Raw genomic sequence first — 22,174 nt, 5'->3', positions numbered from 1 at the left:
GTTCAGGGGGAGTTGCAGGGGCCGTTCAGGCGGGGGTGACGCGGAAGGCGGAGAACACGGCCGTCCCGGCCTGTCCCGCGCCCTCCGGCGCCCCGGCGAACAGGCCGAGCAGCGCACCGACCCAGCGCCAGGGCGTGGCGGCGAACTCCGGCCCGAGACGGACCGGGCCTCCGGAGTGGTCGGAGGCGTACGAGAAACGGCAGCGCGCGTCCGCAGTGACCTCGATCCGTAAGCGGATCCGGTCCCCGGACACGGGCAGCGCGTGCGCCGCGTCCCGTTCCCGGTCGGCGTTTCCCGGGGCGAAACGATGGACCAGACGGGCCGTGCCGTCCGGGGCCCGTTCCAGACCGATCCACGCGTACGCGTCGCCGAGGACGACGAGCCCCGCGCGGGCCCCCGGCGCCGCGGAGTCCAGCCGCAGCCCGACCTCGGCCACGAGGGCCCCGGCCGGCAGCCGCTGGGTGAGTACGTGCGGCACACTCCGCAGGTCGTCGAGGCGGTCCGTACGCACACAGCCGAGCCGGAGTCCGTCACCGGCGTGCTGACTGGCCCAGCCCTCCGCCGGGTTGGCGGTCCACTGCCACTGGCGGCCGAACCGCCCGCCGGGGAACGTGTCGTCCACGGCGGGCCGCGCCGGCGGCTGCTCCGGCAGGTCCGGCTTGCGGTGGACCCGGACCGGGGCGCCGCCGTCGCCGAGCACCGGCCAGCCGTCCGCGCCCCAGCGCATCGGCTGGAGGTGGACGATCCTGCCGTGCGCGCCCGACTGCTGGAAGTGCAGGAACCAGTCCTCGCCGCGCTGGGTGCGCACCCAGCCGCCCTGGTGGGGGCCGTTGACGTCGGTGTCGCCCTGCGCGAGGACGATCCGCTCCTCGTACGGGCCGAAGAACGACCGCGACCGGAACGCCCCCTGCCAGCCGGTGGCCACGCCCCCGGCGGGCGCGAGGATCCAGAACCGGCCGTCGTGCCGGTACAGCTTCGGGCCCTCCAGGGTGAACCAGCCCGGGATCCGGTCGGCGTCGACGAGGACCCGGCCCTCGTCGAGCACTTTCGTGCCGTCCGGGCTCATCCGGTGTCCGACGAGCCGGTTGTTGAACCCGGCGCGGGACTTGGCGAAGGCGTGGACGAGATACGCCTCGCCCGACTCCTCGTCCCACAGCGGGCAGGCGTCGATCAGGCCCCGGCCCGCCTTCACCAGGTGCGGTGCCGTCCACGGGCCGCGCACGGAAGGGGCGTTGACCTGGAATATCCCGTGGTCGGGGTCGCCCCAGAAGATCCAGAACCGCCCGTCGTGGTGGCGGAACGAGGGCGCCCACACTCCCCGGTCGTGCCGGGGCTCGGTGAACGCGGCGGCCGGTTCGAGCCGCTCGAGAGCGTGGCCGACGAGCGTCCAGTTGACCAGGTCCCGGGAGTGCAGCAGCGGCAGACCGGGGGCGCGGCCGAAGCTGGACGCGGTCAGGTAGTAGTCCTCGCCGACCCGCAGCACGTCCGGGTCGGACCAGTCGGCCGCCAGGACCGGGTTGCGGTACGTACCGTCGCCCAGGTCACCGGTGGCGGGCGCCGCGCTCACGACGCCACCGCCTTGCGGACCAGGGCCGCGGCCCCGTCCCGGTCGAGGCGGCCGTCGGCGACGACGGTCACCACCCGCCGTACGAAGGTCTCCCCGTCCGCCACCGCGAGCCGTGCGCCGTGGGCGAGGGAGGAGCCGACCCCCGGGTACTCGGCGGCGCGGACGAACCACGGGTCCTCCCGGGTCCGCGCGGTCGCCCCGGCGAACACAAGCGTCCAGCCCTCGCCGGCCAGCGCCACCCAGTCGGAGCGGACCCCGTGCACCGCCTCCTCGCCGTCCGCGTCCGACCCGAACACCACGGGCGCCGCCGCCTCCTTCGGCGCGCGCCAGAAGAAGCCGCCGTACGCCGCGCCGAGCCGGCCGTTCGTCGCGGGGCTGCCGATCGACAGGTCACGGCCCGCGGTGTTGGTGAGGGAGAACGTGAGGTCGAGCGCCCAGGCGGAGTCGGTGAGCGGGACGGCCGCCACGGTCCGGTGCTCGCGCAGGAGCCGCTCGCCGCCGGCCGTCCAGCTCAGCTCCTCCACGAAACCGTCCGGGTCGCGCAGCTTGAACCCGTCGTGCCGCTGCACGCCGTGGTTGTCGAGGGCCACGGAGCCGCGGTCGCGGACGAAGGTGCGTCCGCCCCAGAAGTTGCGGCCCGCGACATCGGGCACCGCGACGCCCGCGCCCAGGTGGTGCGGGTGGTCCTCGGGCACCGTCTCGGTCACCGGCCGCCCGCCGAGGGTGGTGACGGGGTGGAGGTACGGCCGGGGGGAGTGATCGAGGGCGAGGTCGGGCCGAGTGGTGTAGCGGGCGACGGGACGGCCCGCGCAGCGCAGGACCGTCGGGGTCTCGGGGGTCATCGGACCTCCGCCCGGGTCGACGGCGCCCAGGCGGCGCCGAGTTCGGAGAACAGCCGCAGCCCGTCGGCGCTGGCGTCCACCAGCGTGTCGACACCGTCGACGACCCGGCGCGGCGCGCTCTCGCCGGGTTCGGTGTGCCAGTGCGCGGCCGGGATCGCCAGCGGGTCGGGAGCCGTCCGTACGGCCTCGACGACCCGCATGAACGCCCCGGTCGCCGCCGGCGGCACGCACAGCGGCTCGCCGTCGGTGAGGTGCGCGACGAGGTTCTCCAGGAGGTCGGTGCGGCCGTACTCGGTCTCCACCGGGCCGTGCCCGGCACGCTGTACGAGGACCCGGTCCTGCCGGTACCAGAAGGTGATCCGGCCCTGGCTGCCGTGGACGATGACGTACGGCTCCGAGGACGTCTCGGCGCACAGCGTCGCCGCGACGGTGACCTGGGTGCCGGCCGAGGTCACCACCCGTACCGCGGAGGTGTCGTCGGACTCGATGGCGTGGGCGTGCAGCAGCTCCGTCTCGATGTGCTCGACGTCCTCCGCCCGGGTCGAGCCGGACAGCGCGAGCGCCGTGGCGACGGCGTGCGCGAGGGGGTTGGTGAGCGCCCCGTCGACGACGTCGACCCCGCCGAGCCGCCGGTGCCCCGCCCAGGGGGCGCGCCGGAAGTACGCCTCGTCGCGGACCCAGGCCCCGGCCGCGCCGACCCCGAGGAGTTCACCGATCGCGCCCTCCTCGACCAGTCGGCGGATCGCGGGCACCGCGTGCGAGCCGAGCGACTGGAAGCCGATCTGGCAGGCCACCCCGGCCGCGTCGACACCCTCGGTCATCCTGCGGAACTCCGCGAACGACGGGGCGGGGGGCTTCTCCAGGAGGATGTGCGCCCCGTGCCGGGCGGCGGCGAGGGTCATGTCGGTGTGGGTCTGGATGGGGGTGCTGAGCACGGCGATCCGGGCGCCGGTCGAGGCGAGCAGCGCCTCGAAGTCGGCGGACTGCTCCGGCTCCCCGATGCCGTCGAGCTCGTCCGCGTCGAGCGGCCGCAGCTCGCACACCCCGGCGAGGCGTACGAGGCCCCGCTCCTCCAGGCGGCGGATGTTGAGGAGGTGGCTGCGGCCGTGGCCGCGGGCGCCCGCGAGAACGACCGGCAACGGGGCTCGGGTGGTGACGTCGTTCATGTCTTCCTTGTTCGTGTGGTGGAGACTCATCCCTTCACCGCCCCCGCGCTGAAGCCGGTGACCAGCCACTTCTGGATGAACCCGAAGACGATGACGACGGGGACGGCGGCGATGACCCCACCCGCGGCGAGCGCCCCGAGGTCGACGCTGTCGGCGCCCATGAGGGTGTTCAGGCCGACCGGGATCGTCTGCTTGTCCTGGCTGCTGAGGAACATCAGGGCGAAGAGGAAGTGGTTCCAGGCGTGCACGAAGGCGAACGAGCCGACGGCGACGAGACCGGGCCTCAGCAGCGGGAGGACGACGATCAGGAAGGCGCGGAAGCGGTTGCAGCCGTCGACCCAGGCCGCCTCCTCGAGGGAGTACGGCACGTTCCTGATGAAGCCGCTGATGAGGATCATCGACAGCGGCAGCTGGAAGACGGTCTCGGCGATGATCACACTGCTCAGGGAGTTGATCATCCGCAGCTCGGCGAAGATCTGGAACAGCGGGACGAGGAGCAGGGCGCCCGGCACGAACTGGGAGCAGAGCAGGGCCAGCATGAAGCCCTTCTTGATCCGGAAGTCGAAGCGGGCCAGCGCGTAGCCGCCGGCGAGGGCGACGAGGGTGGTGCTGATGAGCACCGCGACGCCGATGAGCAGGCTGTTCTGGAAGAAGACGCCGAAGCTGCGCTCGTTCCACACCTTCTCGAAGTGCGCGCTCGTCATCGGCCAGGGCAGCAGCGAGGTGGACCCGGTGGGGCGGACGGCGAAGAGCAGGATCCAGTAGAAGGGGATCAGGGTGAAGAGGAGGTAGATCCCGAGGGGCAGGTAGATCTGCCAGCGGGGCACCTCGTCCCGGGCCCGGTGCTTGGAGCGGGCGGCGGCGGGCGGGGTCCGGTCGGGCGGCTGCGCGGCCCGCCGCGGGGTCACGCCGGCCGGGGCCGGGCTGAGGGTGGACTCGGTTGTCACTTTCCGTCGCCTCCGAACTTGCTCAGGCGCAGGTAGACCATGGAGCAGAAGAGAAGGATCACGAACGCCACCGTGGTGAGGGCGGAGGCGTATCCGAAGTTGTGGGCCTCGACGCTGGTCTCGGCGATGTAGAGCGGCAGCGTGGTCGTCACGCCCGCGGGGCCGCCGCCGGTCAGCGTGTACAGCAGGTCGACGTTGTTGAACTCCCACACCGCGCGCAGCAGCGTGGAGAGGACGATCGCGTCCCGGATGTGGGGCAGGGTGATGTGGACGAACTGGCGGACCCGGCCCGCCCCGTCGACCTCGGCCGCCTCGTACAGGTCCTTCGGTACGGACTGGAGGTCGGCCAGGATGAGGATGGCGAAGAAGGGCACCCCGCGCCAGAGGTCGGCGACGATCGCCGCGGGGAACACGGTGGCCGTGTCGGACAGCCAGGACGTGCCGTACGTGCCGAGGCCCATGTCCGCCAGATAACGGCTGATGCCCGTCTGGGAGTTGTAGAGCAGCACCCAGATCGCGGAGGTGAGCACGCCCGAGACGGCCCACGGCGAGAAGACCAGGGCCCGGCCAAGGGCGCGGCCGACGAACGTCTGGTTCACGATCAGGGCGAGCGCGAGACCGAAGAGGAGCTGGAGCGTCACCTCGACGACGACCCACTTCAGGCTGAAGGTCAGCGTCCCCCAGAAGTGCGGGTCCTCGGTGAAGATCCGGGTGAAGTTCTCCAGACCGGCGAAGCCGTTCCGCCAGGGCTTCGTGGGGTTGTAGTGCTGGAGGCTGTAGTAGAAGACGCTGAGCACCGGATAGGCGATGAAGCCCAGCATCAGCAGCCCGGCGGGGGCGATGAGCAGGTACGGCAGTCGGCGGGGGGCCGCTCCCGTGCGGCGGCGCCCCCGTGCCGTGACTGCTTGGGGCGGTGGGGTCACAGCTGAGGCCATGACGGCGGCTCCGTTCTCGGTGAAGCGCTTCGCGAACGACGTTCGAGATTTCGGACAGGTCGGACGGGCTGCGGGCGCGGTGGGACGGGTGGAGCTGGTGGGGCGGGTGGAGCTGATGGGGCTTCCGGCTCGAACCGGTGGGTTTCCGGGGGCGGATCTCAGCCCGCGTACGGATCGGGGGTGGCGCCCGGCCGGGCCAGGAACTCGAAGTCGCAGCCGGTGTCGGCCTGGGAGATCTGTTCCATGTAGAGCGCGCCGTAGCCGCGCTCGTACCGCGCCGGCGGGGGTGTCCACGCGGCCCGGCGGCTCTCCAGCTCCTCGTCCGCGACGTGCAGGTGGAGGGAGCGTGCCGCGACGTCGAGGGTGATCGTATCGCCCGTGCGGACGAGGGCAAGGGGTCCGCCGACATGGGACTCGGGCGCCACGTGCAACACACACGCCCCGTAGCTCGTCCCGCTCATCCGGGCGTCGGAGATCCGCACCATGTCCCGTACCCCCTGCTCCAAGAGGTACCGGGGGATGGGCAGCATGCCGTACTCCGGCATCCCGGGCCCGCCCTTGGGGCCCGCGCCGCGCAGCACGAGCACGTGCTCGGCCGTGATCCCGAGCGCCGGATCGTCGATCGTCCGCTGCATCGAGCGGTAGTCGTCGAAGACCACCGCGGGACCGGTGTGCTTGAGCAACCGCGGCTCGGCCGCGATGTGCTTGATGACCGCGCCGTCGGGGCAGAGGTTGCCGCGCAGCACCGCCACCCCGCCCTCGGCCGCCAGCGGCCTCGACCGGACGCGGATCACCTCGTCGTCGTGCACGAGGGCGCCGTCGAGCTGCTCCCGCAGCGTGGCGTGGGAGACCGTGGGCCGGTCCAGGTGCAGGACGTCGGTCAGCCGGGAGAGGAACCCCGTCATCCCGCCCGCGAAGTGGAAGTCCTCCATCAGGTACTGCCCACCGGGGCGCAGGTTCGCGAGCACCGGCACCGTCCGCGCGATCCGGTCGAAGTCGTCGAGCGTCAGCTTCACCCCCGAGCGCCCCGCCATCGCGATCAGATGGATGACCGCGTTGGTCGAGCCGCCGAGCGCGAGCACCGCGGCGACCGCGTCCTCGTACGCCTCCCTCGTCAGGAGCCGCGAGAGCCGCAGGTCCTGCCGTACGAGCTCCACGATCCGCAGCCCCGAGGCCGCGGCCATCCGGTCGTGCCCCGAGTCCACCGCCGGCACCGACGAGGCACCCGGTACGGTCACGCCCAGGGTCTCGGCGGCGGCGGTCAGCGTGGACGCCGTGCCCATCGTCATGCAGTGGCCCGGGGAGCGGGCGAGACCGCTCTCCAACTCCGCCATCTCGCAGTCGCCGATGAGCCCGGCCCGCTTCTCGTCCCAGTACTTCCACATGTCCGTACCGGAACCGAGGGTCTCCCCCCGCCAGTGCCCCGGCAGCATCGGTCCGGCCGGCACGAACACCGTCGGCAGGTCGACCGAGGCCGCGCCCATGAGGAGCGCAGGGGTCGTCTTGTCGCAGCCGCCCATCAGCACGGCCCCGTCGACCGGGTACGACCGGAGCAGCTCCTCGGTCTCCAGGGCGAGCAGATTGCGGTAGAGCATGGGCGTCGGCTTCTGGAAGGTCTCCGACAGGGTGGAGACCGGGAACTCGAGCGGGAAGCCGCCGGCCTGCCACACCCCCCGCTTCACGGCCTGGGCGCGGTCGCGCAGATGGACGTGGCAGGGGTTGATGTCGGACCAGGTGTTGAGGACGGCGATCACCGGCTTCCCGAGGTGCTCCTCGGGCAGATAGCCGAGCTGCCGAGTGCGGGCGCGGTGGCTGAACGAACGCAGGCCGTCCGTGCCGTACCACTGGTGGCTGCGGAGCTGCTCGGGGCGACGCCCTTCGGTGGGCTCTTGTTCCTTCCCGCTCATGCCGACCAACCGGCGGCTATCGCGGCGACCTCGGCCCGCTCGGTCTCCGGGAGTTCCCGGCTCGGCGGGCGGACGGCGCGGCGGCACAGCCCGAGGGAGGCGAGGGCCTCCTTGACCACGGTCACGTTGTCGGCGCTGCCGTTCGCCGCGCGCAGCTCCTCGAAGCGGCGGATCCGCTCCCACACCTTCATGGCGGCCTGGTAGTCGCCCGCCCGCAGCGCGCCCAGCATCTCCAGGGACACCGCGGGGGAGACGTTGACCAGGCCGGAGGTGAAGCCGGTGGCGCCGCTCGCGAAGTAGGCGGGGGCGTACGGCTCGGCGAGGCCCGCCACCCACACGAACCGGTCGAGGCCCGCGTCCCGGGCGAAGCCGGCGAACCGGGCCGCGTCGGGGACCGCGTACTTCACCCCGATGACGTTGGGGCAGGCGGCGCCGAGCTCGGCGAGCCGGGCCCCGCTCAGCAGCGGGTTGCGGATGTAGGGGACGACACCGAGCTCCGGCACGGCCTCGGCGATGGCCCGGTGGTAGTCGACCCAGCCGCTCTCGGAGACGTACGGGTGGACCGGCTGGTGCACCATCACCATCCCGGCGCCGGTGGCGCGGGCGTGCCGGGCGGCCTCCACCGCCGTCGGTACGTCGTGGCCGACGCCGACCAGGATCACGGCACGGTCGCCGGCCTCCTCGGCGGTCACCTCGGTGAGGGAGCGGCGCTCCTCGGGGGTGAGGGCGTAGAACTCCCCGGTGTTGCCGTTCGGGGTGAGGGTGCGGACCCCGCCGTCGAGCAGCCGGCGAAGGAGCGCGCGGTGCGTGTCGGTGTCCACGGAGCCGTCCTCGGCGAACGGCGTGACCGGGATGGCCACGACATCGGCGAGGGCGGCCCTCAGGGTCTCGAATTCCATGGTCACGTGCTGCCCGCTCATTCGCTGTCCAGGGGGGAGTGGGGGAAGGCGCGCTCGACGAACGAGGCGATGTGGTCGTGTACGGCCCGGCCGGCCCCGTCGACGTCACCCGCGGCGGCGAGCCGCAGGATCTCCTCGTGCTCCGCGGCCTCGCGCTCCCAGGAGGGGACGGCGGCCCAGGCGACCGTGGAGACGAGCGCGGCCTGGTCGCGGACCTCGTCGAGCATGCGGCCGAGCAGCGGATTGCCGCAGGGCAGATAGAGCGCGCGGTGGAAGTCCCGGTTGGCCAGGGACCGTTCGGCCGGGTCCTCGGCACCGGCCGCCCGCCGCAGGGCCTCGTGCGCCGTGTCGAGCGGGGCGCGGGAGGCGACGGCCCGGCGCACCGCCTCGGGCTCCAGGAGCAGCCGTACGTCGTAGACGGCGCGGGCCATGTCCGCGTCGACCATCCGGACCGTGGCGCCCTTGTACTGGCTCATCACCACGAGCCCGCTGCCCGCGAGGGTCTTGAGCGCCTCGCGGACCGGGGTCTTCGACACCCCGAAACGCGCGGCGAGTTCGGTCTCCACGAGCGCCTGGCCGGGTCTGAGTCCCCCGGTGAGGATGTCGTGCTTGATCGCTTCCAGGACGTACTGGGTGCGGGAGGGGATGGGACTGGGGGCGAAGGACATGGCGCGCTCTCAGATCTCATGTATCGCGTCTCATATATGACGTACGAAGTGCAACGGGCATGAAGCTAGGGGGGCGTTCGTGTTTCGTCAATGCTTCGTGCAAGCGTTTTCTACGACTTAGGGTCGGGGTCATGACGAACACGCGGACGGTACGTGGCCCCGAACAGCGCAAGAAGGACGTCCTCGCGCGTCTGACGGACGAGGTGGACATCTGGGTGGCTTCGGCGAGCGGCGACGGGGCGCCGTACCTGGTGCCGCTGGCCTTCCACTGGGACGGGGCGGACATCTGGCTCTGCACCCGACTCACCAACCCCACCGGGCGCAACCTCGCCGCCGGAGGGCGGACCCGGCTCGCGCTCGGGGACACCCGGGACGTCGTGTTGCTCGACGGCGAGGTGACGACCCTCGCCCTGGACGACGCGCCGACGCCGGCGATCGAGGGGTTCGCGGCGAAGTGCGGCTGGGATCCCCGCCACTCGGGCCCCGCGTACGCCTGGTTCCGGGTCAGGCCCACCGCGGTGGAGGCCTGGCTCGAGGAGCCCGAGCTGGTCGGGCGCCACCTCATGCGGGACGGGGTCTGGGTGGTCTGAGGCCGTCGGAAACGTCGGGAAAGGAGGTGCGTCGGGCGGGCGGGGCCGGGTAGCCTGGCCGGCATGTCGAGCCCCGAAGCATCCAGGGTGGGGGCTTTCGGTCACACCGTCAGCCCCCTGAACCCCTGACCCCTTGAACCCGTTTACGCCTGAGCCGTAGGCCGTTCGCCGTGAGATCTGACCCGGCCGCTGAGCCGGTGGTCCGGCGTGCCGCGTTGTTCCGGTGTCCCCGGGGGTGCTGACCGTGGTGACGAGACGTCGTTCTCGTACCCCTCCTCACCCCGGAGCCACCGTCGATGCCTCTTCCGCTGTATCTGCTCGCCCTGGCCGTCTTCGCCATGGGCACCTCCGAGTTCATGCTCGCCGGGCTGCTGCCCGACATCTCCCACGACCTCGGCGTGAGCGTCGGCGCGGCCGGCGCGCTCACCTCGGCCTTCGCGGTCGGCATGGTCGTCGGCGCCCCGTTGACGGCCGTGCTCGCCAGGGACCGGGCGGGGCGGGCCGGACTGCTCGGCTTCGTCCTGACGTTCCTCGCCGCCCATGTCGTCGGCGCGGTCACCACCAGCTTCCCGGTCCTGCTCGCCACCCGCGTCGTCGCCGCCCTCGCCAACGCGGGCTTCCTCGCCCTCGCCCTGACCACCGCCGCCGCGCTGGTACCGGCGGAGCGCAAGGGCCGCGCCCTCGCCGTCCTGCTGTCGGGTACGACGGTGGCCACCGTCGTGGGCGTGCCGGGCGGCGCGCTGCTCGGCTCTCTCTTCGGCTGGCGGGCCGCGTTCTGGGCCGTCGCCGCGCTGTGCGTGCCCGCCGCGCTCGGCGTCCTGCGGGGCGTCCCCAGCCGCGCTGTACGGGGCGAGAGGGACGGCGGCCGGGGAGTCGTCGGCGCACCTCGTGCTGGCGAACGACCTGCATTGCGGGCCGAGTTCGCGCGGTTGCGGAGCCCTCGGCTCCTCCTGGTCCTGCTGGCCGGCGCCCTGGTGAACGCGGCGACCTTCGGCGCCTTCACCTTCCTCGCCCCCGTCGTCACCGGCCCCGCCGGGCTCCCCGCGACCTGGGTGCCGGTCGCCCTGGTCCTCTTCGGCGCGGGGTCCTTCGCAGGGGTCACCGCCGCCGGGCGGCTCTCCGACCGGCGGCCCGGCCTCGTCCTCGCCGTCGCGGGCCCGCTGCTGCTGCTCGGCTGGCCCGCCGCGGCCCTGCTCGCGGAGCGGCCCGCCGCCCTGCTCGGGCTCGTCCTCGTGCAGGGCACGCTGTCGTTCGCGCTCGGTGGCACCCTGATCGCCCGGGCCCTGTACGCGGCGGCGGGCGCCCCCACCATGGCCGGGGCCTACGCCACCGCCGCCCTCAACGTCGGCGCCACCGCGGGCCCTCTGGTCGCCGCCGCCACCCTCGGCACGGCGGCCGGGCCCCTGGGGCCGTTCTGGGCGGGTGCCGTGCTCGTCGCCGTCGCACTGCCCGTCGCCCTCGCCGCCGTCCCGGCCCGCCCGTAGGCCGGCTGACCAGCGGGGTGGCGGCCACGTCCCCCGGCGGGCCACGTCCCCTCGGCGGCCACGTCCCCCGGCGGGCCACGTCCCTCGGCGGCCACGTCCCCCGGCGGGCCACGTCCCCTCGGCGGCCACGTCCCCCGGCGGGCCACGTCCCCTCCGCCGGATCGCGGTCGGCGGCAACCTTCTCGGCCTCGGTGGCGACAGAGACGTAGCCACCCGTCTTCAGACGCGCAGGAGGTGCCGCCGCCGTGGACCCCGTCACCCCCACCGTACGCGGCGAAGCGCTTCGATGGTCCGGCCGCGAAGTGGCACTGTCAAGACGCGGGCTGCGGTCATGTCCCCATCCGGCGGCGCCACTTGGGAAGGGCGACCTTCTCGCCAACTGCCCGGGGTTTCTTGGGAGCGACCCTTGCCGCGCCTGTGACGTTCACTTAACCTCGCAGCAATATCGAAGCGCTTCGACAGGTTCGTCGACGGCGCCGGGGGTCCGCCCCGCCCGCACCACCTCCACCACCGCAGCCGGCCGGCACCCCCGCGGTCGCCGTTTGTCCTGGCGCGTGCCATGAAGGGTTGACGCAATGACGCCGAACGCCGTCTCCACGGGCTCCCGGAGATCCACCCCGAGCCGGAGGGGCTTCCTCGCCTCCACCGCCGTCGCCGCTGCCGCGGTCGCGGGCGGCGCTCCGCTGCTCGCGGCCTGCGGAGGCGGGACGGACAACGGGAAGAAGGACGGCACCACCACCGGCAAGGACGCGGCGAAGCTCCTCCCCGCCTTCGTCCCGAGCACCGTCGTCGCCCCGGACATCGCACCGAAGAACGGCTCGGCGGCCGGCTTCACCCGTGCTCTTCCGAGCGCCGAGCTCAAGGCCTCCGTCGCCACGAAGCGGGGCAAGGGCGGCGCCGTCACCATCATGGCCCCCTTCTGGGGACCCCCGCCCGCCCCCGGGAACCCGTACTACACGGCCATGAACGAGGCCATCGGCGTCCGGGCCACCTGGCAGAACCAGGACGGCAACGTCTACGACCAGAAGCTCGGCGCCGTCCTCGCCTCCAGCGAGATCCCCGACGTGGTCGTCGTCCCCGGCTGGAACCTCGGCGGCAAGATCCCCAGCGCCATCGACGCCAAGTTCGAGGACCTCGGCCCGTACCTCTCCGGCGACAAGGTCAAGGCCTACCCCAACCTCGCGGCGATCCCCACCGACGCCTGGCAGCGCTCGCTCTTCGGCGGCAAGCTGCGCGGCCTGCCCATGCCGGCCTCCTACGTCACCAACATCGCGCCCTTCTACCGCAAGGACCTCTTCGATGCGAAGGGCTGGCAACTCCCCAAGGGTGCCGACGAGTTCCTCGCCCTCGCCAAGGAGATCACCAGCGCCAAGGCGAAGGTGTGGGCCTGCGGCGACATGACCTGGACCGCGTACAACATGTTCGGTGTGCTGCCCGGCAGCGACAAGGCGCTCGGCTGGAACCTGGTCGACGGCAAGCTGATCAACCGCATCGAGACCCCCGAGTACCTCGAAGCCCTGGAGTGGACCCGCAAGCTCTACGACGCCGGAGTCGTCCACCCCGACGAGAAGACCCAGAACCAGGGCGACACCGGCAACCGCTTCACCGCCGGCCAGTGCCTGATCTACAACAACGACCTCTCCCACTGGTACGCCAAGTCCTCCGAACAAGCCGCGCAGAACCCGTCGTTCGCCATGGCCGCCATGGACATACCGGGCCACGCCGGCGGTCTGCCGAAGCTGTGGGCCACCAACCCCGCCAACATCTGGGCCTTCGTCAGGAAGGGCAGCTCCAAAGCGGTGATCGAGGACGTCCTCGCCATCGCCGACTTCACCGCCGCCCCCTACGGCACCAAGGAGCGGATGCTCACCGACTACGGCGTCGAGGGCGTCCACCACACCGTCAAGGACGGCCTGCCGGTCAAGACCGACAAGGGCAACCAGGAGGTCAGCAGCTCCTGGATGTTCGTCGCGAGCCCCGCCCCGTACATCGCCCACCCCGACACCCCCGACGTCACCCGGGCCATGATCGAGTGGCAGCAGCGCATGGGCGCCGTCACCTCCAAGTCCTCGTTCTACGGCATGACGGTCACCGAGCCGTCCCGGTGGACGGGCCTCATGAACGACTTCGAGCAGCTGGAGAAGGACATCGTCCGCGGCCGCAAGAAGGTCTCCGACATGCAGCAGGCCGTCTCCGAATGGAAGACGAAGGGCGGCGACCAGCTGCGCGACTGGTACAAGAAGCTCCTCGACACCAACGGCTCCGCGGCGAGCTGACCGTGGCCACGCTCGACACCCAGAAGGAGGCGGGACCGGCCGCGCGGGCCACCGCAGGCCGGGCCCCCCGCGCCCGCCGCCGCGACCGCCGCCGGAACCGTACGGCCGCGCACGTCCCCCTCGGCCGGCGGCTCCGGCGCGACCGGACGCTCCTCCTCATGACCGTCCCGGCGCTCGCGCTCGTCCTGGTCTTCCACTACGTCCCGATCCTCGGGAACGTGGTCGCCTTCCAGGACTACGACCCGTACGTCTCGACCAACGGCGTCACCGCCATGCTGGAGAGCCCCTGGGTCGGCCTGGCCCAGTTCGAACGGGTCTTCTCCGACCCGGGGTTCTGGCACGCCGTCGAGAACACCCTCGTCCTCTTCGTCCTCCAGTTGGTGCTCTTCTTCCCTGTGCCCATCGCGCTCGCCCTGCTCGTCAACAGCATCCTGCGGCCCCGGGTCAGGGCGGTCGTCCAGGCCGTCCTCTACCTGCCGCACTTCTTCTCCTGGGTGCTCGTCATCACGGTCTTCCAGCAGATCCTGGGCGGCGCCGGCATCATCGCCCAGACCCTCAGGCAGCACGGCCACGAGGGCTTCGACCTCATGACCGACCCGGCGGTCTTCAAGTTCCTCGTCACAGCCGAGGGCATCTGGAAGGACGCGGGCTGGGGCGTCATCGTCTTCCTCGCCGCGCTCGCCGCCGTCAACCAGGACCTGTACGAGGCCGCCGCCATGGACGGCGCGAACCGGTGGCGCCGCATGTGGCACGTCACCCTGCCCGCCCTGCGGCCCGTCATCGCGCTGCTGCTCGTCCTCCGCGTCGGCGACGCCCTGACCGTCGGCTTCGAACAGCTGCTCCTGCAACGCGACGCCGTCGGGCCGGGGGCGGCCGAGGTCCTCGACACCTTCGTGTGGTGGACCGGCCTGCGCAGTCAGGACTTCAGTTACGCGGCCGCCGCGGGACTGGTCAAGGGAGTCGTCGGCCTCGTCCTCGTCCTCTCGGCGAACAAGGCGGCCCACCTCATGGGCGAGCAGGGGGTGTACCGGAAGTGACCCAGCGCCTCACGTCCCGGTGGGCGGCGCCCGCACGGGCCGTCTGGGAGGAGCCGCCCGGCAGGGCCGGTCTCGCGGCCAAGGGCGCGGTCCTCGTCCTCGCCTGCCTCGCGGTCCTCTTCCCGCTCTGGATCGTGGTCGTCACCAGCCTTTCCTCCAAGAAGGCGATCACGGAGACCGGCGGTCTGGTGGTCGTCCCCAGGGACATCACCTTCATCGCCTACCAGGAGCTCCTCAGCGGCGGCCAGGTCACCCGCGCCGCCGTCGTCAGCGTCCTCGTCACCCTGACCGGCACGCTCTTCTCGATGGCCGTGTCCATCCTCTGCGCGTACGGTCTCTCCCGGCCCGGCTCGCTCGGCCACCGCGCCATCCTGCTGACCCTGATGGCCACCATGTTCTTCGGCGCCGGCCTCATCCCCACGTACCTCCTGGTGCAGACCCTCGGCCTCACCGACACCTATCTCGCGCTGATCCTCCCGAGCGCCGTCAGCGTCTTCAACATCCTCGTCCTGCGCGGCTTCTTCATGGGCGTCTCACCCGAACTCGTCGACAGCGCCCGCATCGACGGCGCCGGAGACCTGCGGATCCTCTGGCAGATCGTGATGCCGCTGTCCCGGGCCGTCATCGCCGTCATCACCCTCTTCTACGCGGTCGGCTACTGGAGCGCCTGGTTCAACGCCTCCATCTACCTCAGCGACCAGAACATGATGCCGCTGCAGAACGTCCTCATCCAGCTCGCGCAGAAACAGGAGATCCCCGTCGGCCTCGGCCAGGCCGTCAAGGCGGGGAACCTCTCCGGGCTCGCCGTCCAGATGGCCGTCATGGTCCTCGCCCTGCTCCCCGTCGCCGTCCTCTCGCCCTTCGTCCAGAAGCACTTCAGGAAGGGCATGCTCACCGGCGCCGTCAAGGGCTGAGCGCACGCCGAAGTCCCCATCCCCTACGGAGAGTCCAGATGCCGAGCCCCGACGACGTGACCCGCGGGCGAGCGCCCGTCACCCACGGCACCTGGGAACCCGCGCCCGCCTCCCGCTGGGAGGACGCGTTCCTCGCCGGGAACGGCAGGCACGGCGCCCTCGTCCTCGGCGACCCCGAGGACGACCGGGTGATCGTCACCCACCACACCCTCGTACGGCCGAACAACCCGCCCGCCGCCACCGCGCCGCCCCGGCTCGCCGCCGCGCTCCCCACCCTCCAGGACGCCCTGCTCGCGGGGGACCCGACGGCCGCCGAAGGGTTCACGGACGGACGGCCGCTGCGCTGGGTGCGACCCTTCCACCCCGGGTTCCTGACCCGGGTCCGGCGCGCGCCCGGCACGCCGGCGCTCCCCGTGCGCCGGTCCGTGGACTTCACCACCGGGGTCGTGTCCTGCGTGTGCGGGGAGCGGCGCGGCGAGGTCTTCGTCTCGCGCGCCGACGACGTCCTCGTCCAGTACGTCACCGCGCCAGGACCCGTCGTCGAGATCGAGCTCGACCACCGGCTGCCCGGCGTCCCCGCCGACCTCGGGGCGGGCCGTGGCGTCGCCACCGCCCGCGGGGAGACCGTCCTCACCCTCCGGGCCCGCTACCCGGACAGCCCGCTCGGCTACACCGGCCTCACCCTCCTGCTCATCGACACCGGACGCACCACGGTCACCGCCGGCGGCGTCCGCGTCGAGGGCGCGGGGCGCCTGCTGCTCCTCACCCGGGTACGGGCCCATGCGGGAGACCTCGACACGGCCCGGGAGACGGAAGCCCTGCGGGCCCTGACCGGCGGAGGGGCACCCGTGGATCCCGCCTCCCTGTACGCCCGGCTGCTCGCCCGCCACTCCGCGCTCCACGGTGCCGCCTACCGGCGTGTCACCCTCGACCTCGGCGGGGACGAGGCCGAGCGGGCCCTCCCCGGCTCGGCCCTCCTCCGCCGCCCCGGAAGCGCCGCCCTCCTGGAACGCCTCTTCGCCGCGGGCCGCTACCACCTGCTCTCCTCCTCCGGTACGCATCCGCCCCGGCTCACGGGTCTCTGGACGGGGGACTGGGACACGGCCTGGTCGGGGGCGTTCACCACCGACGCCAACCTCAACCTCCAGACCGCGTCCGCCGTCGCCGCCGACCTCCCCGAGGTGACGGAGGCCCACGCGTCCCTCATCCACGGGCAGTCGGGGGACTGGCGCGACAACGCACGGGCGATCTTCGGCGCCCGGGGCATCGTCGCCCCCTCCCACACGGACGGCGCTTCGGGGCACACGTACCACTTCAGCCGGGAGTACCCCCTCCAGCTGTGGACGGCGGGCGCCGACTGGCTCCTCAAGCCGCTCCTCGACGACGAGGAGGCGAGCGGCCGGCGGGACCCGAGGACCTCGGCCGTTCTCGCCGAACTCGCCCTCTTCTACGAGGACTTCCTCACCCGCACCGGCCCCGACGGGCGGATCGCCGTCGTCCCCTCCTACTCGCCGGAGAACCGGCCGCGCGGCTGGAGCGGAAGCGGCGCGGTGAACGCCACCATGGACATCGCCGCCGCCCGGCACGCCCTGCACGCCGCCGCCGACCGGGCGCCGGCACGGGACGCCGCCCGCCTGCGGGCGCTCGCCGCCCGGCTCCCGGAGTACCGGGTCAACGAGGACGGAGCGCTCGCCGAATGGGCCTGGCCCGGACTCGGCGACCGTTACGACCACCGGCACCTCAGCCACCTCTACCCCGTCTGGCCGCTGGACGAGATCAACCCGTACGACACCCCCGACCTCGCCAGGGCCGCCCGGCGCGCCCTCGAACTCCGGGGCAGCGAGAACGACTCCGCCCACGGCCACCTCCACCACGGCCTGATCGCCGCCCGCCTGGGGGACGCGGACCGCACGGGCGGTGCCCTCGCGCGCGTGCTCACCGGCGACTACTTCCACGACTCCCTGATGAGCGCGCACTATCCGGCCCGCGACGTCTACAACGCCGACGCCGCCCACGCCCTGCCCGCGCTCCTCATCGAAGCCCTCGTCCAGTCCACACCGGGACGGCTCGTCCTGTTGCCCGCGCGGCCCGACGCGTATCCGCGCGGCCGCCTGACGGGCGTGCGGACGAGATTCGGCGCCCGCCTCGACCTGACCTGGACGCCGGGGGCGTACCACGCCGTCCTCCGCCCCGACCGGGACGCGGAGATCGACCTCAGGACCCCGGCGGGGGCGTCCAGGCTGGTGCTGCGCGCGGGGGAGGAGCGGACCGTCGGCTCCTCAGGACGCGTGGCGTCGCGGACCGCCGGCTCCTGAGCCGAGGGCGGGCCGCGTGGAGTGGGCCGTCAGGTTGCCGGCCCGCGCGGTGGAGGTCCCGAGCTGTCCCGTACGGACAGCTCGGGCGTGAGGAGTTCGACCCCGACGGTGTCCGCCCCCTCCGGCCGGGCCAGGCGGGCGACGAGCCGCTCCACCGCCCTGCGGCCCAGCTCCTGTGCCGGGATCGCCACCGAGGTCAGCGCCACCGAGGCCTGGGCGGCGACCTGGTCGGCGCAGACCGCGACCACCGACACGTCCTCCGGTACAGCCCTGCCCGCGCGTCGCAGCAGTGCGAGCAGCGGCTCGACCGCCGTCTCGTTCTGCACGACGAAGGCACTGGTCGCCGGCCGTTCGTCGAGGATCCGCGCGAGCACGCCCGCCACGGCGCCATGACCGCCCTCGCACGGCCGGTGCAGCAGGCGGACGCCGCGCTCGGCAGCCCGGTCGCGCAGCCCGCGCAGGGTCCGCTCGGCGAAGCCCGTGTGCCGTGCGTAGACACCGGGGGACTCGCCGATCACCGCGATCTCCCGGTGTCCGAGACCGGCCAGATGCTCCACGCAGAGCGCTCCGGCCGCCGCGAAGTCCAGGTCGACGCAATTCAGTCCGGAGGGGTCGGCGGGCAGGCCGACCAGGACAGCAGGCGGGCCCTCCGCGCGCAGGACCGGCAGCCGCTCGTCGTCGAGCTGGACGTCCATCAGGATCACCGCCTCCGCGAGCCCGCTGCCGCTGACCCGGCGCAGCGCCGACGGGCCCTCCTCCCCGGTGAGGAGCAGGACGTCGTAGCCGTGCGCACGGGCGGCGGTGGCGACGGCGACCGCGATCTCCAGCATCACCGGCACGTACATGTCGGTGCGCAGCGGCACCATGAGCGCGATGATCCGCGAACGGCTGCTGGCGAGCGCGCGGGCGCCCGCGTGGGGTTGGTAGCCGAGCCGGTCGATACTGGCCCGCACCCGCTCCCGGGTGTCGTCCGAGATGGGCCGCTTGCCGCTGAGGACGTAGCTCACCGTGCTGGCCGACACCCCGGCGTGCCGGGCGACTTCGGCGAGCGTGACCATCCGTTCTCCCCCGGGCCGTGACTGAGGTGAATCGCTTCGACGACGGGTGTCGAATGATCACTTCGGCATCTCAGCGAGACCGTAACGCGGCCGGGTTGACGTGTCCAGAGAGACGGCGGAAGAAGGTCGAAGCGCTTCGATGAGAGGCGGCCCCGGCCGAATCCGTTGCCCCGGTCCGAGGCGCGCCGCTAGTCTCTGTTCGCGATTTCGATCGTGCGACGGGATTTCGAACGGTCAGAGGTGAGGTGGGGGTCATGGGGCGACTCGTTCCGGCGGTGACCAGGGCATTCGACGTACTGGAACTCTTCCTGGAGGGCGACGGGACCCTGTCCGCCCCCGAGATCACCCGCAGGCTCCAGCTGCCCCGCACGACCACCCATGAGCTGGTCGCCACCCTGACCGCACGCAACTACCTCGTCCCGGTCACGGGACAGCCCGGCCGCTACCGGCTCGGCGTCCGCACGTACCAGCTCGGCAGCCGTTACGCCGAGCAGCTCGACCTCGCGGCCGAGGGCCACCAGGTCGCCCGCGACGTGGCCGACACGTGCGGCGAGACCGTCCACGTGGCCGTACTCGAGGACATGGACGTCATCTACATCGCCAAGGTCGACTCCAGCCACGCGGTGCGGATGGTCTCCGCGACCGGGCGCCGGCTGCCCGCCCACTGCACCGCCGTCGGCAAGATGCTGCTCGCCACCCTCGACGAGGCCGAGCTCGACGAACGCCTCGAAGGGCGCGAGCTGGTGGCCATGACGCCCCGCAGCCTCACCGGTCCGGACGCGTTGCGGACCGCGCTCGCCGAGATCCGGATCCTCGGCGTCGCCGTCGAGCAGCAGGAGTCCAACCCCGACGTCAGCTGCGTCGCCGCGCCGGTCCGGGACCGCTCCGGCCGTGTCGTCGCCGCGCTCTCCATCTCGGTGCCGGTGCACCGCTGGACGGAGGACGGCGAGAACGAACTCACGGCCCTGGCCGTGAAGGGCGCGAACGAGCTGTCCCAACGCCTCGGGCACCGCCCGACGCGCTGAACGGCGGGGGCGGTCCGGCGGTTCGACGGTCCGGCGGGTCGTGCTGGGCCCTGGCGGCCGGCCGTCGGGCGGTCCGCGTCGGCCTGAGCCGACCGGCTCTCGGTCTGTACGGCCGGTCCTGGCTGCCCGCTGCCCGTGCCGGCCCTGGCTGTCCGTGCTGCCGGCCGGTGCCGCCCGTGCCCGTTCGCCCGGCCGGCTTCAGGCCCCCGTGGCCCCCGCGCGTCTGCCGTCCTTGCGCTCCCTGGGCTGGCGCATCCGGCTGACCGGGCCGAAGACCTCGCGGTCGTCGAGGAAGCCCTCCAGGGCGAAGGCGGCCGCGCCGCGCGTCACCGCGTTATGCGGGACCGCGCTGCGCCGCAGGGACGCGGCCCGGTGCGGCAGCGGCAGCGCGTGCCGGGTGACCGCCTCGTACGTGGCGGTCAGCAGGCGTTCGCCGAGCAGGTCGACGACCTGGTTGCCGAGGACGAGGACCCGGGGGTTGAGCAGATTGACCAAGTTCGCCGTCGCAGCGCCCAGATACCGCCCGGTCCGGTCGATGACCTCGGCGGCCGCCGGGTCCCGCTCGTCCGCCGCGCGCGCCAGGGCGGCGACCGTGGCCGCGTCGTCGGGGCCCGTCGCCCGCTCGTCGCCGGGTGCCAGCTCGCGCCAGGTCTGGGCGATGCCCCGGGTGCTGACGTACGCCTCCACACAACCCCGGTTGCCGCAGGTGCAGAGCCGGCCGTCGATCGCGAGGCAGGTGTGGCCCCACTCGCCCGCGCTGTTGGTGAACCCCCGGTAGAGCTGGCCGCCGATCGCGATCCCGGCGCCGACCCCGGCCCGCAGGGTGAGCACGACCAGGTCGTCCACCTCCCGCCCGGCACCGAACCACAGCTCGGCCACGGTGCTGGCCCGTAGCGGGTTGTCGAGCCGGAGGGGAAGCCCGAGGCGTTCGTCGAGGAGGGCGCGCAGAGGTACCTCGTGCCACGACCAGTACGGGGAGAAGGAGGAGACCCCGCCCTCGCGCTCCACCATGCCCGGCACGCTGACGCCCACGCCGAGCACGCGCGCGCGGGGCACGGCCGAGACCCGCAGCAGTTCCTCGACGCAGTCGGCGAGCTGCTCGACCACGTCGGCGGGCCGTACGTCGCCCGGCGGGAGCGGGCGTTCGACGGAGTGCCGGACCTCCAGGGCCAGGTCGAACAGCTCGGCCTGGACGCAGGTCTCGGCGATGTCGACGCCGATCAGCGCGCCCCGGCCGGCGTTGACCGCCAGCCGGGCGCGGGGGCGGCCGCCGCTGGAGTCCTCGTGGCCGGCCTCGACGAGGACGCCGGCCTCCAGGAGCTCGGAGGTCAGATTGGCGACGGTGGCGAAGGAGAGGCCGGTCGCGGCCGCGAGGTCCTGACGGCTGACGGCGTCGGCTCCCGCGTAGAAGCGCCGCAGGACCTCGAAGCGGTTGAGGCGGCGAATGTCCTGCGACGTCCGCTTGAGCATGGCTGGTGTCCTCCGCTTGTAAGGCCCCGAGTGGGCACCCGTTGCCGCGATCTTATTCAAAGGGTTGGAAGAAGCGGCGGGCGGGATATTTACAACCGTTAGACGAACCCGTAACTTTTCGTCTGCCGCACCACCCGCCGACCGAGGAGGCCAGATGCAGCACCTCAGGGCCGTACCCTGCTCCCCCCTGCCAGGACGACTGACGGAAGGGCCCGTCTGGGACGACCGGCGCCAGGAACTCCTCTGGGTGGACATCCCCGAGGGCCTCGTCCACCGGGCCGCGCTCACCGACGAGCAGGGCCGGCCGGACCTCGGCCCCGTGGCCACGCTCCGGTTCGACCGTCCCGTCGGCGCGGCCCTGCCCTGCGCCTCGGGAGCCCTGCTCGCCGCCGCCGGCACCTCCTTCCTGCACCTGGACCAGGACCGGCCGGTCACCGAGGCCGTCGAACTCGCCGCGCCCGCGCTCCCCGAGGACGGCCTGCCGCGCCGGATGAACGACGCCGCGGTCGACCCCGCGGGCCGACTCCTCGCCGGGACCATGGCGTACGACGAGAGCCCCGGCGCGGGAGCCCTCTACCGTCTCGACGGCGAAGGCCTGGTCACCCTCATCGACTCCGTCACCATCTCCAACGGCCTCGGCTGGAGCCCCGACGGCACCCGCCTCTACTACGCCGACAGCCCCACCACCCGGGTCGACGTCTTCACCTACGACACGGTGACCGGCACCTTGAGCGACCGCCGGCCCTTCGCGGTCCTCGACCGCGGCGTCCCCGACGGCCTCACCGTCGACAGCGAGGGACGCGTCTGGGTCGCCGTGTGGGGAGGCGGCGAAGTCCTCGCCTTCACCCCCCAAGGCGCCCTCCACGCGCGCGTGGAGGTGCCCGCCTCGCACGTGACGAGCTGCGCCTTCGCCGGACCCGACCTCGACGTCCTCGTCATCACCACGGCGACCGAGGGCCTCGACGAGGACCGCCGCCGCGCGGAACCGGAAGCCGGCCGCCTCTTCGCCTGCCGCCCCGGCGCCCGCGGCCTGCCCACCCCGCCGTACGCCGACCGCTGAGCCGGCCCCCGTAC

18 protein-coding genes are annotated in these 22,174 nt (G+C 72.9%); 8 read left to right on the top strand and 10 right to left on the bottom strand.

Translation table 11 applies throughout. The features are described from left to right. Window positions 1-25: 25 nt before the first annotated feature. From ABT034_RS12485 to ABT034_RS12450, 8 genes are all read right to left on the bottom strand, one after another. Window positions 26-1,567 carry a glycoside hydrolase family 43 protein gene (locus ABT034_RS12485; RefSeq protein WP_502972893.1) on the bottom strand — a complete coding sequence of 514 codons (1,542 nt, stop codon included), beginning with the start codon at window positions 1,565-1,567 and terminating at the stop codon, window positions 26-28. Then, window positions 1,564-2,409: a DUF6807 domain-containing protein gene (locus tag ABT034_RS12480; RefSeq protein ID WP_351214119.1), complete on the bottom strand. Its 846-nt coding sequence runs from the start codon at window positions 2,407-2,409 to the stop codon at window positions 1,564-1,566. Before ABT034_RS12480 ends, ABT034_RS12485 begins: the two co-directional genes overlap by 4 nt. Then, the gene (locus tag ABT034_RS12475) at window positions 2,406-3,575 is read right to left on the bottom strand and encodes a Gfo/Idh/MocA family protein (RefSeq protein WP_502972892.1); all 1,170 of its coding nucleotides are present in this window, start codon (window positions 3,573-3,575) and stop codon (window positions 2,406-2,408) included. The genes ABT034_RS12480 and ABT034_RS12475 overlap by 4 nt, the downstream gene beginning before the upstream one ends. 26 nt (window positions 3,576-3,601) lie before the next feature. After that, window positions 3,602-4,522, bottom strand: a complete 921-nt coding sequence (locus tag ABT034_RS12470; protein WP_502972891.1) for a carbohydrate ABC transporter permease — start codon at window positions 4,520-4,522, stop codon at window positions 3,602-3,604. After that, a complete protein-coding gene (locus ABT034_RS12465; RefSeq protein WP_351214116.1) occupies window positions 4,519-5,457 on the bottom strand; it encodes a carbohydrate ABC transporter permease in 939 nt (312 codons plus the stop codon). The genes ABT034_RS12470 and ABT034_RS12465 overlap by 4 nt, the downstream gene beginning before the upstream one ends. Window positions 5,458-5,615: 158 nt before the next feature. Beyond that, complete coding sequence (gene araD, locus ABT034_RS12460; protein WP_351214115.1) at window positions 5,616-7,364, bottom strand: L-arabinonate dehydratase; 1,749 nt, start codon at window positions 7,362-7,364, stop codon at window positions 5,616-5,618. Next, a complete protein-coding gene (locus ABT034_RS12455) occupies window positions 7,361-8,269 on the bottom strand; it encodes a dihydrodipicolinate synthase family protein (protein ID WP_351214256.1) in 909 nt (302 codons plus the stop codon). Before ABT034_RS12455 ends, araD begins: the two co-directional genes overlap by 4 nt. An 11-nt stretch (window positions 8,270-8,280) precedes the next feature. Further along, complete coding sequence (locus tag ABT034_RS12450; protein ID WP_351214113.1) at window positions 8,281-8,931, bottom strand: GntR family transcriptional regulator; 651 nt, start codon at window positions 8,929-8,931, stop codon at window positions 8,281-8,283. Window positions 8,932-9,062: 131 nt separating this feature from the next. Between ABT034_RS12450 and ABT034_RS12445 the strand changes: the two genes are divergently transcribed. The 6 genes from ABT034_RS12445 (at window position 9,063) to ABT034_RS12420 (ending at window position 17,547) form a co-directional block, all read left to right on the top strand. Beyond that, window positions 9,063-9,521 (top strand): pyridoxamine 5'-phosphate oxidase family protein, encoded by a 459-nt coding sequence (locus tag ABT034_RS12445; RefSeq protein ID WP_351214111.1) that lies wholly within the window; start codon window positions 9,063-9,065, stop codon window positions 9,519-9,521. 296 nt (window positions 9,522-9,817) lie between these two features. Next, window positions 9,818-11,005: a Cmx/CmrA family chloramphenicol efflux MFS transporter gene (locus ABT034_RS12440; protein ID WP_351214109.1), complete on the top strand. Its 1,188-nt coding sequence runs from the start codon at window positions 9,818-9,820 to the stop codon at window positions 11,003-11,005. A gap of 575 nt (window positions 11,006-11,580) precedes the next feature. After that, on the top strand, window positions 11,581-13,281 hold the full coding sequence (locus ABT034_RS12435; RefSeq protein ID WP_351214107.1) for a type 2 periplasmic-binding domain-containing protein: 1,701 nt from the start codon (window positions 11,581-11,583) through the stop codon (window positions 13,279-13,281). A gap of 2 nt (window positions 13,282-13,283) precedes the next feature. Continuing rightward, entirely contained in the window at window positions 13,284-14,318 is a 1,035-nt protein-coding gene (locus ABT034_RS12430; RefSeq protein WP_351214105.1) for an ABC transporter permease, read from the top strand. Further along, window positions 14,315-15,232 (top strand): carbohydrate ABC transporter permease, encoded by a 918-nt coding sequence (locus tag ABT034_RS12425; protein WP_351214103.1) that lies wholly within the window; start codon window positions 14,315-14,317, stop codon window positions 15,230-15,232. Before ABT034_RS12430 ends, ABT034_RS12425 begins: the two co-directional genes overlap by 4 nt. Before the next feature lie 38 nt (window positions 15,233-15,270). Beyond that, window positions 15,271-17,547 carry a glycosyl hydrolase family 95 catalytic domain-containing protein gene (locus ABT034_RS12420; RefSeq protein ID WP_351214101.1) on the top strand — a complete coding sequence of 759 codons (2,277 nt, stop codon included), beginning with the start codon at window positions 15,271-15,273 and terminating at the stop codon, window positions 17,545-17,547. A gap of 29 nt (window positions 17,548-17,576) precedes the next feature. Here the strand turns inward: ABT034_RS12420 and ABT034_RS12415 are convergent, their stop codons facing one another. Further along, window positions 17,577-18,605, bottom strand: a complete 1,029-nt coding sequence (locus ABT034_RS12415; protein ID WP_351214099.1) for a LacI family DNA-binding transcriptional regulator — start codon at window positions 18,603-18,605, stop codon at window positions 17,577-17,579. A gap of 254 nt (window positions 18,606-18,859) precedes the next feature. On the opposite strand from ABT034_RS12415, the gene ABT034_RS12410 reads away from it, so the two are divergent. Beyond that, window positions 18,860-19,630 carry an IclR family transcriptional regulator gene (locus ABT034_RS12410; RefSeq protein WP_351214097.1) on the top strand — a complete coding sequence of 257 codons (771 nt, stop codon included), beginning with the start codon at window positions 18,860-18,862 and terminating at the stop codon, window positions 19,628-19,630. A 198-nt stretch (window positions 19,631-19,828) separates the two neighbouring features. Here the strand turns inward: ABT034_RS12410 and ABT034_RS12405 are convergent, their stop codons facing one another. Further along, window positions 19,829-21,100, bottom strand: a complete 1,272-nt coding sequence (locus tag ABT034_RS12405) for an ROK family protein (protein ID WP_351214095.1) — start codon at window positions 21,098-21,100, stop codon at window positions 19,829-19,831. A 154-nt stretch (window positions 21,101-21,254) separates the two neighbouring features. Here ABT034_RS12405 and ABT034_RS12400 point away from each other — a divergent pair, with 154 nt between their 5' ends. After that, on the top strand, window positions 21,255-22,160 hold the full coding sequence (locus ABT034_RS12400) for an SMP-30/gluconolactonase/LRE family protein (RefSeq protein WP_351214093.1): 906 nt from the start codon (window positions 21,255-21,257) through the stop codon (window positions 22,158-22,160). Window positions 22,161-22,174 lie beyond the last annotated feature (14 nt).

This window comes from Streptomyces sp. NPDC002773 (assembly GCF_040295605.1).
In the GTDB taxonomy this organism is placed as follows: Bacteria; Actinomycetota; Actinomycetes; order Streptomycetales; family Streptomycetaceae; genus Streptomyces.
The sequence above is the reverse complement of the archived record's forward strand: the minus strand, read 5'-3'. Positions and strand labels throughout refer to the sequence as shown.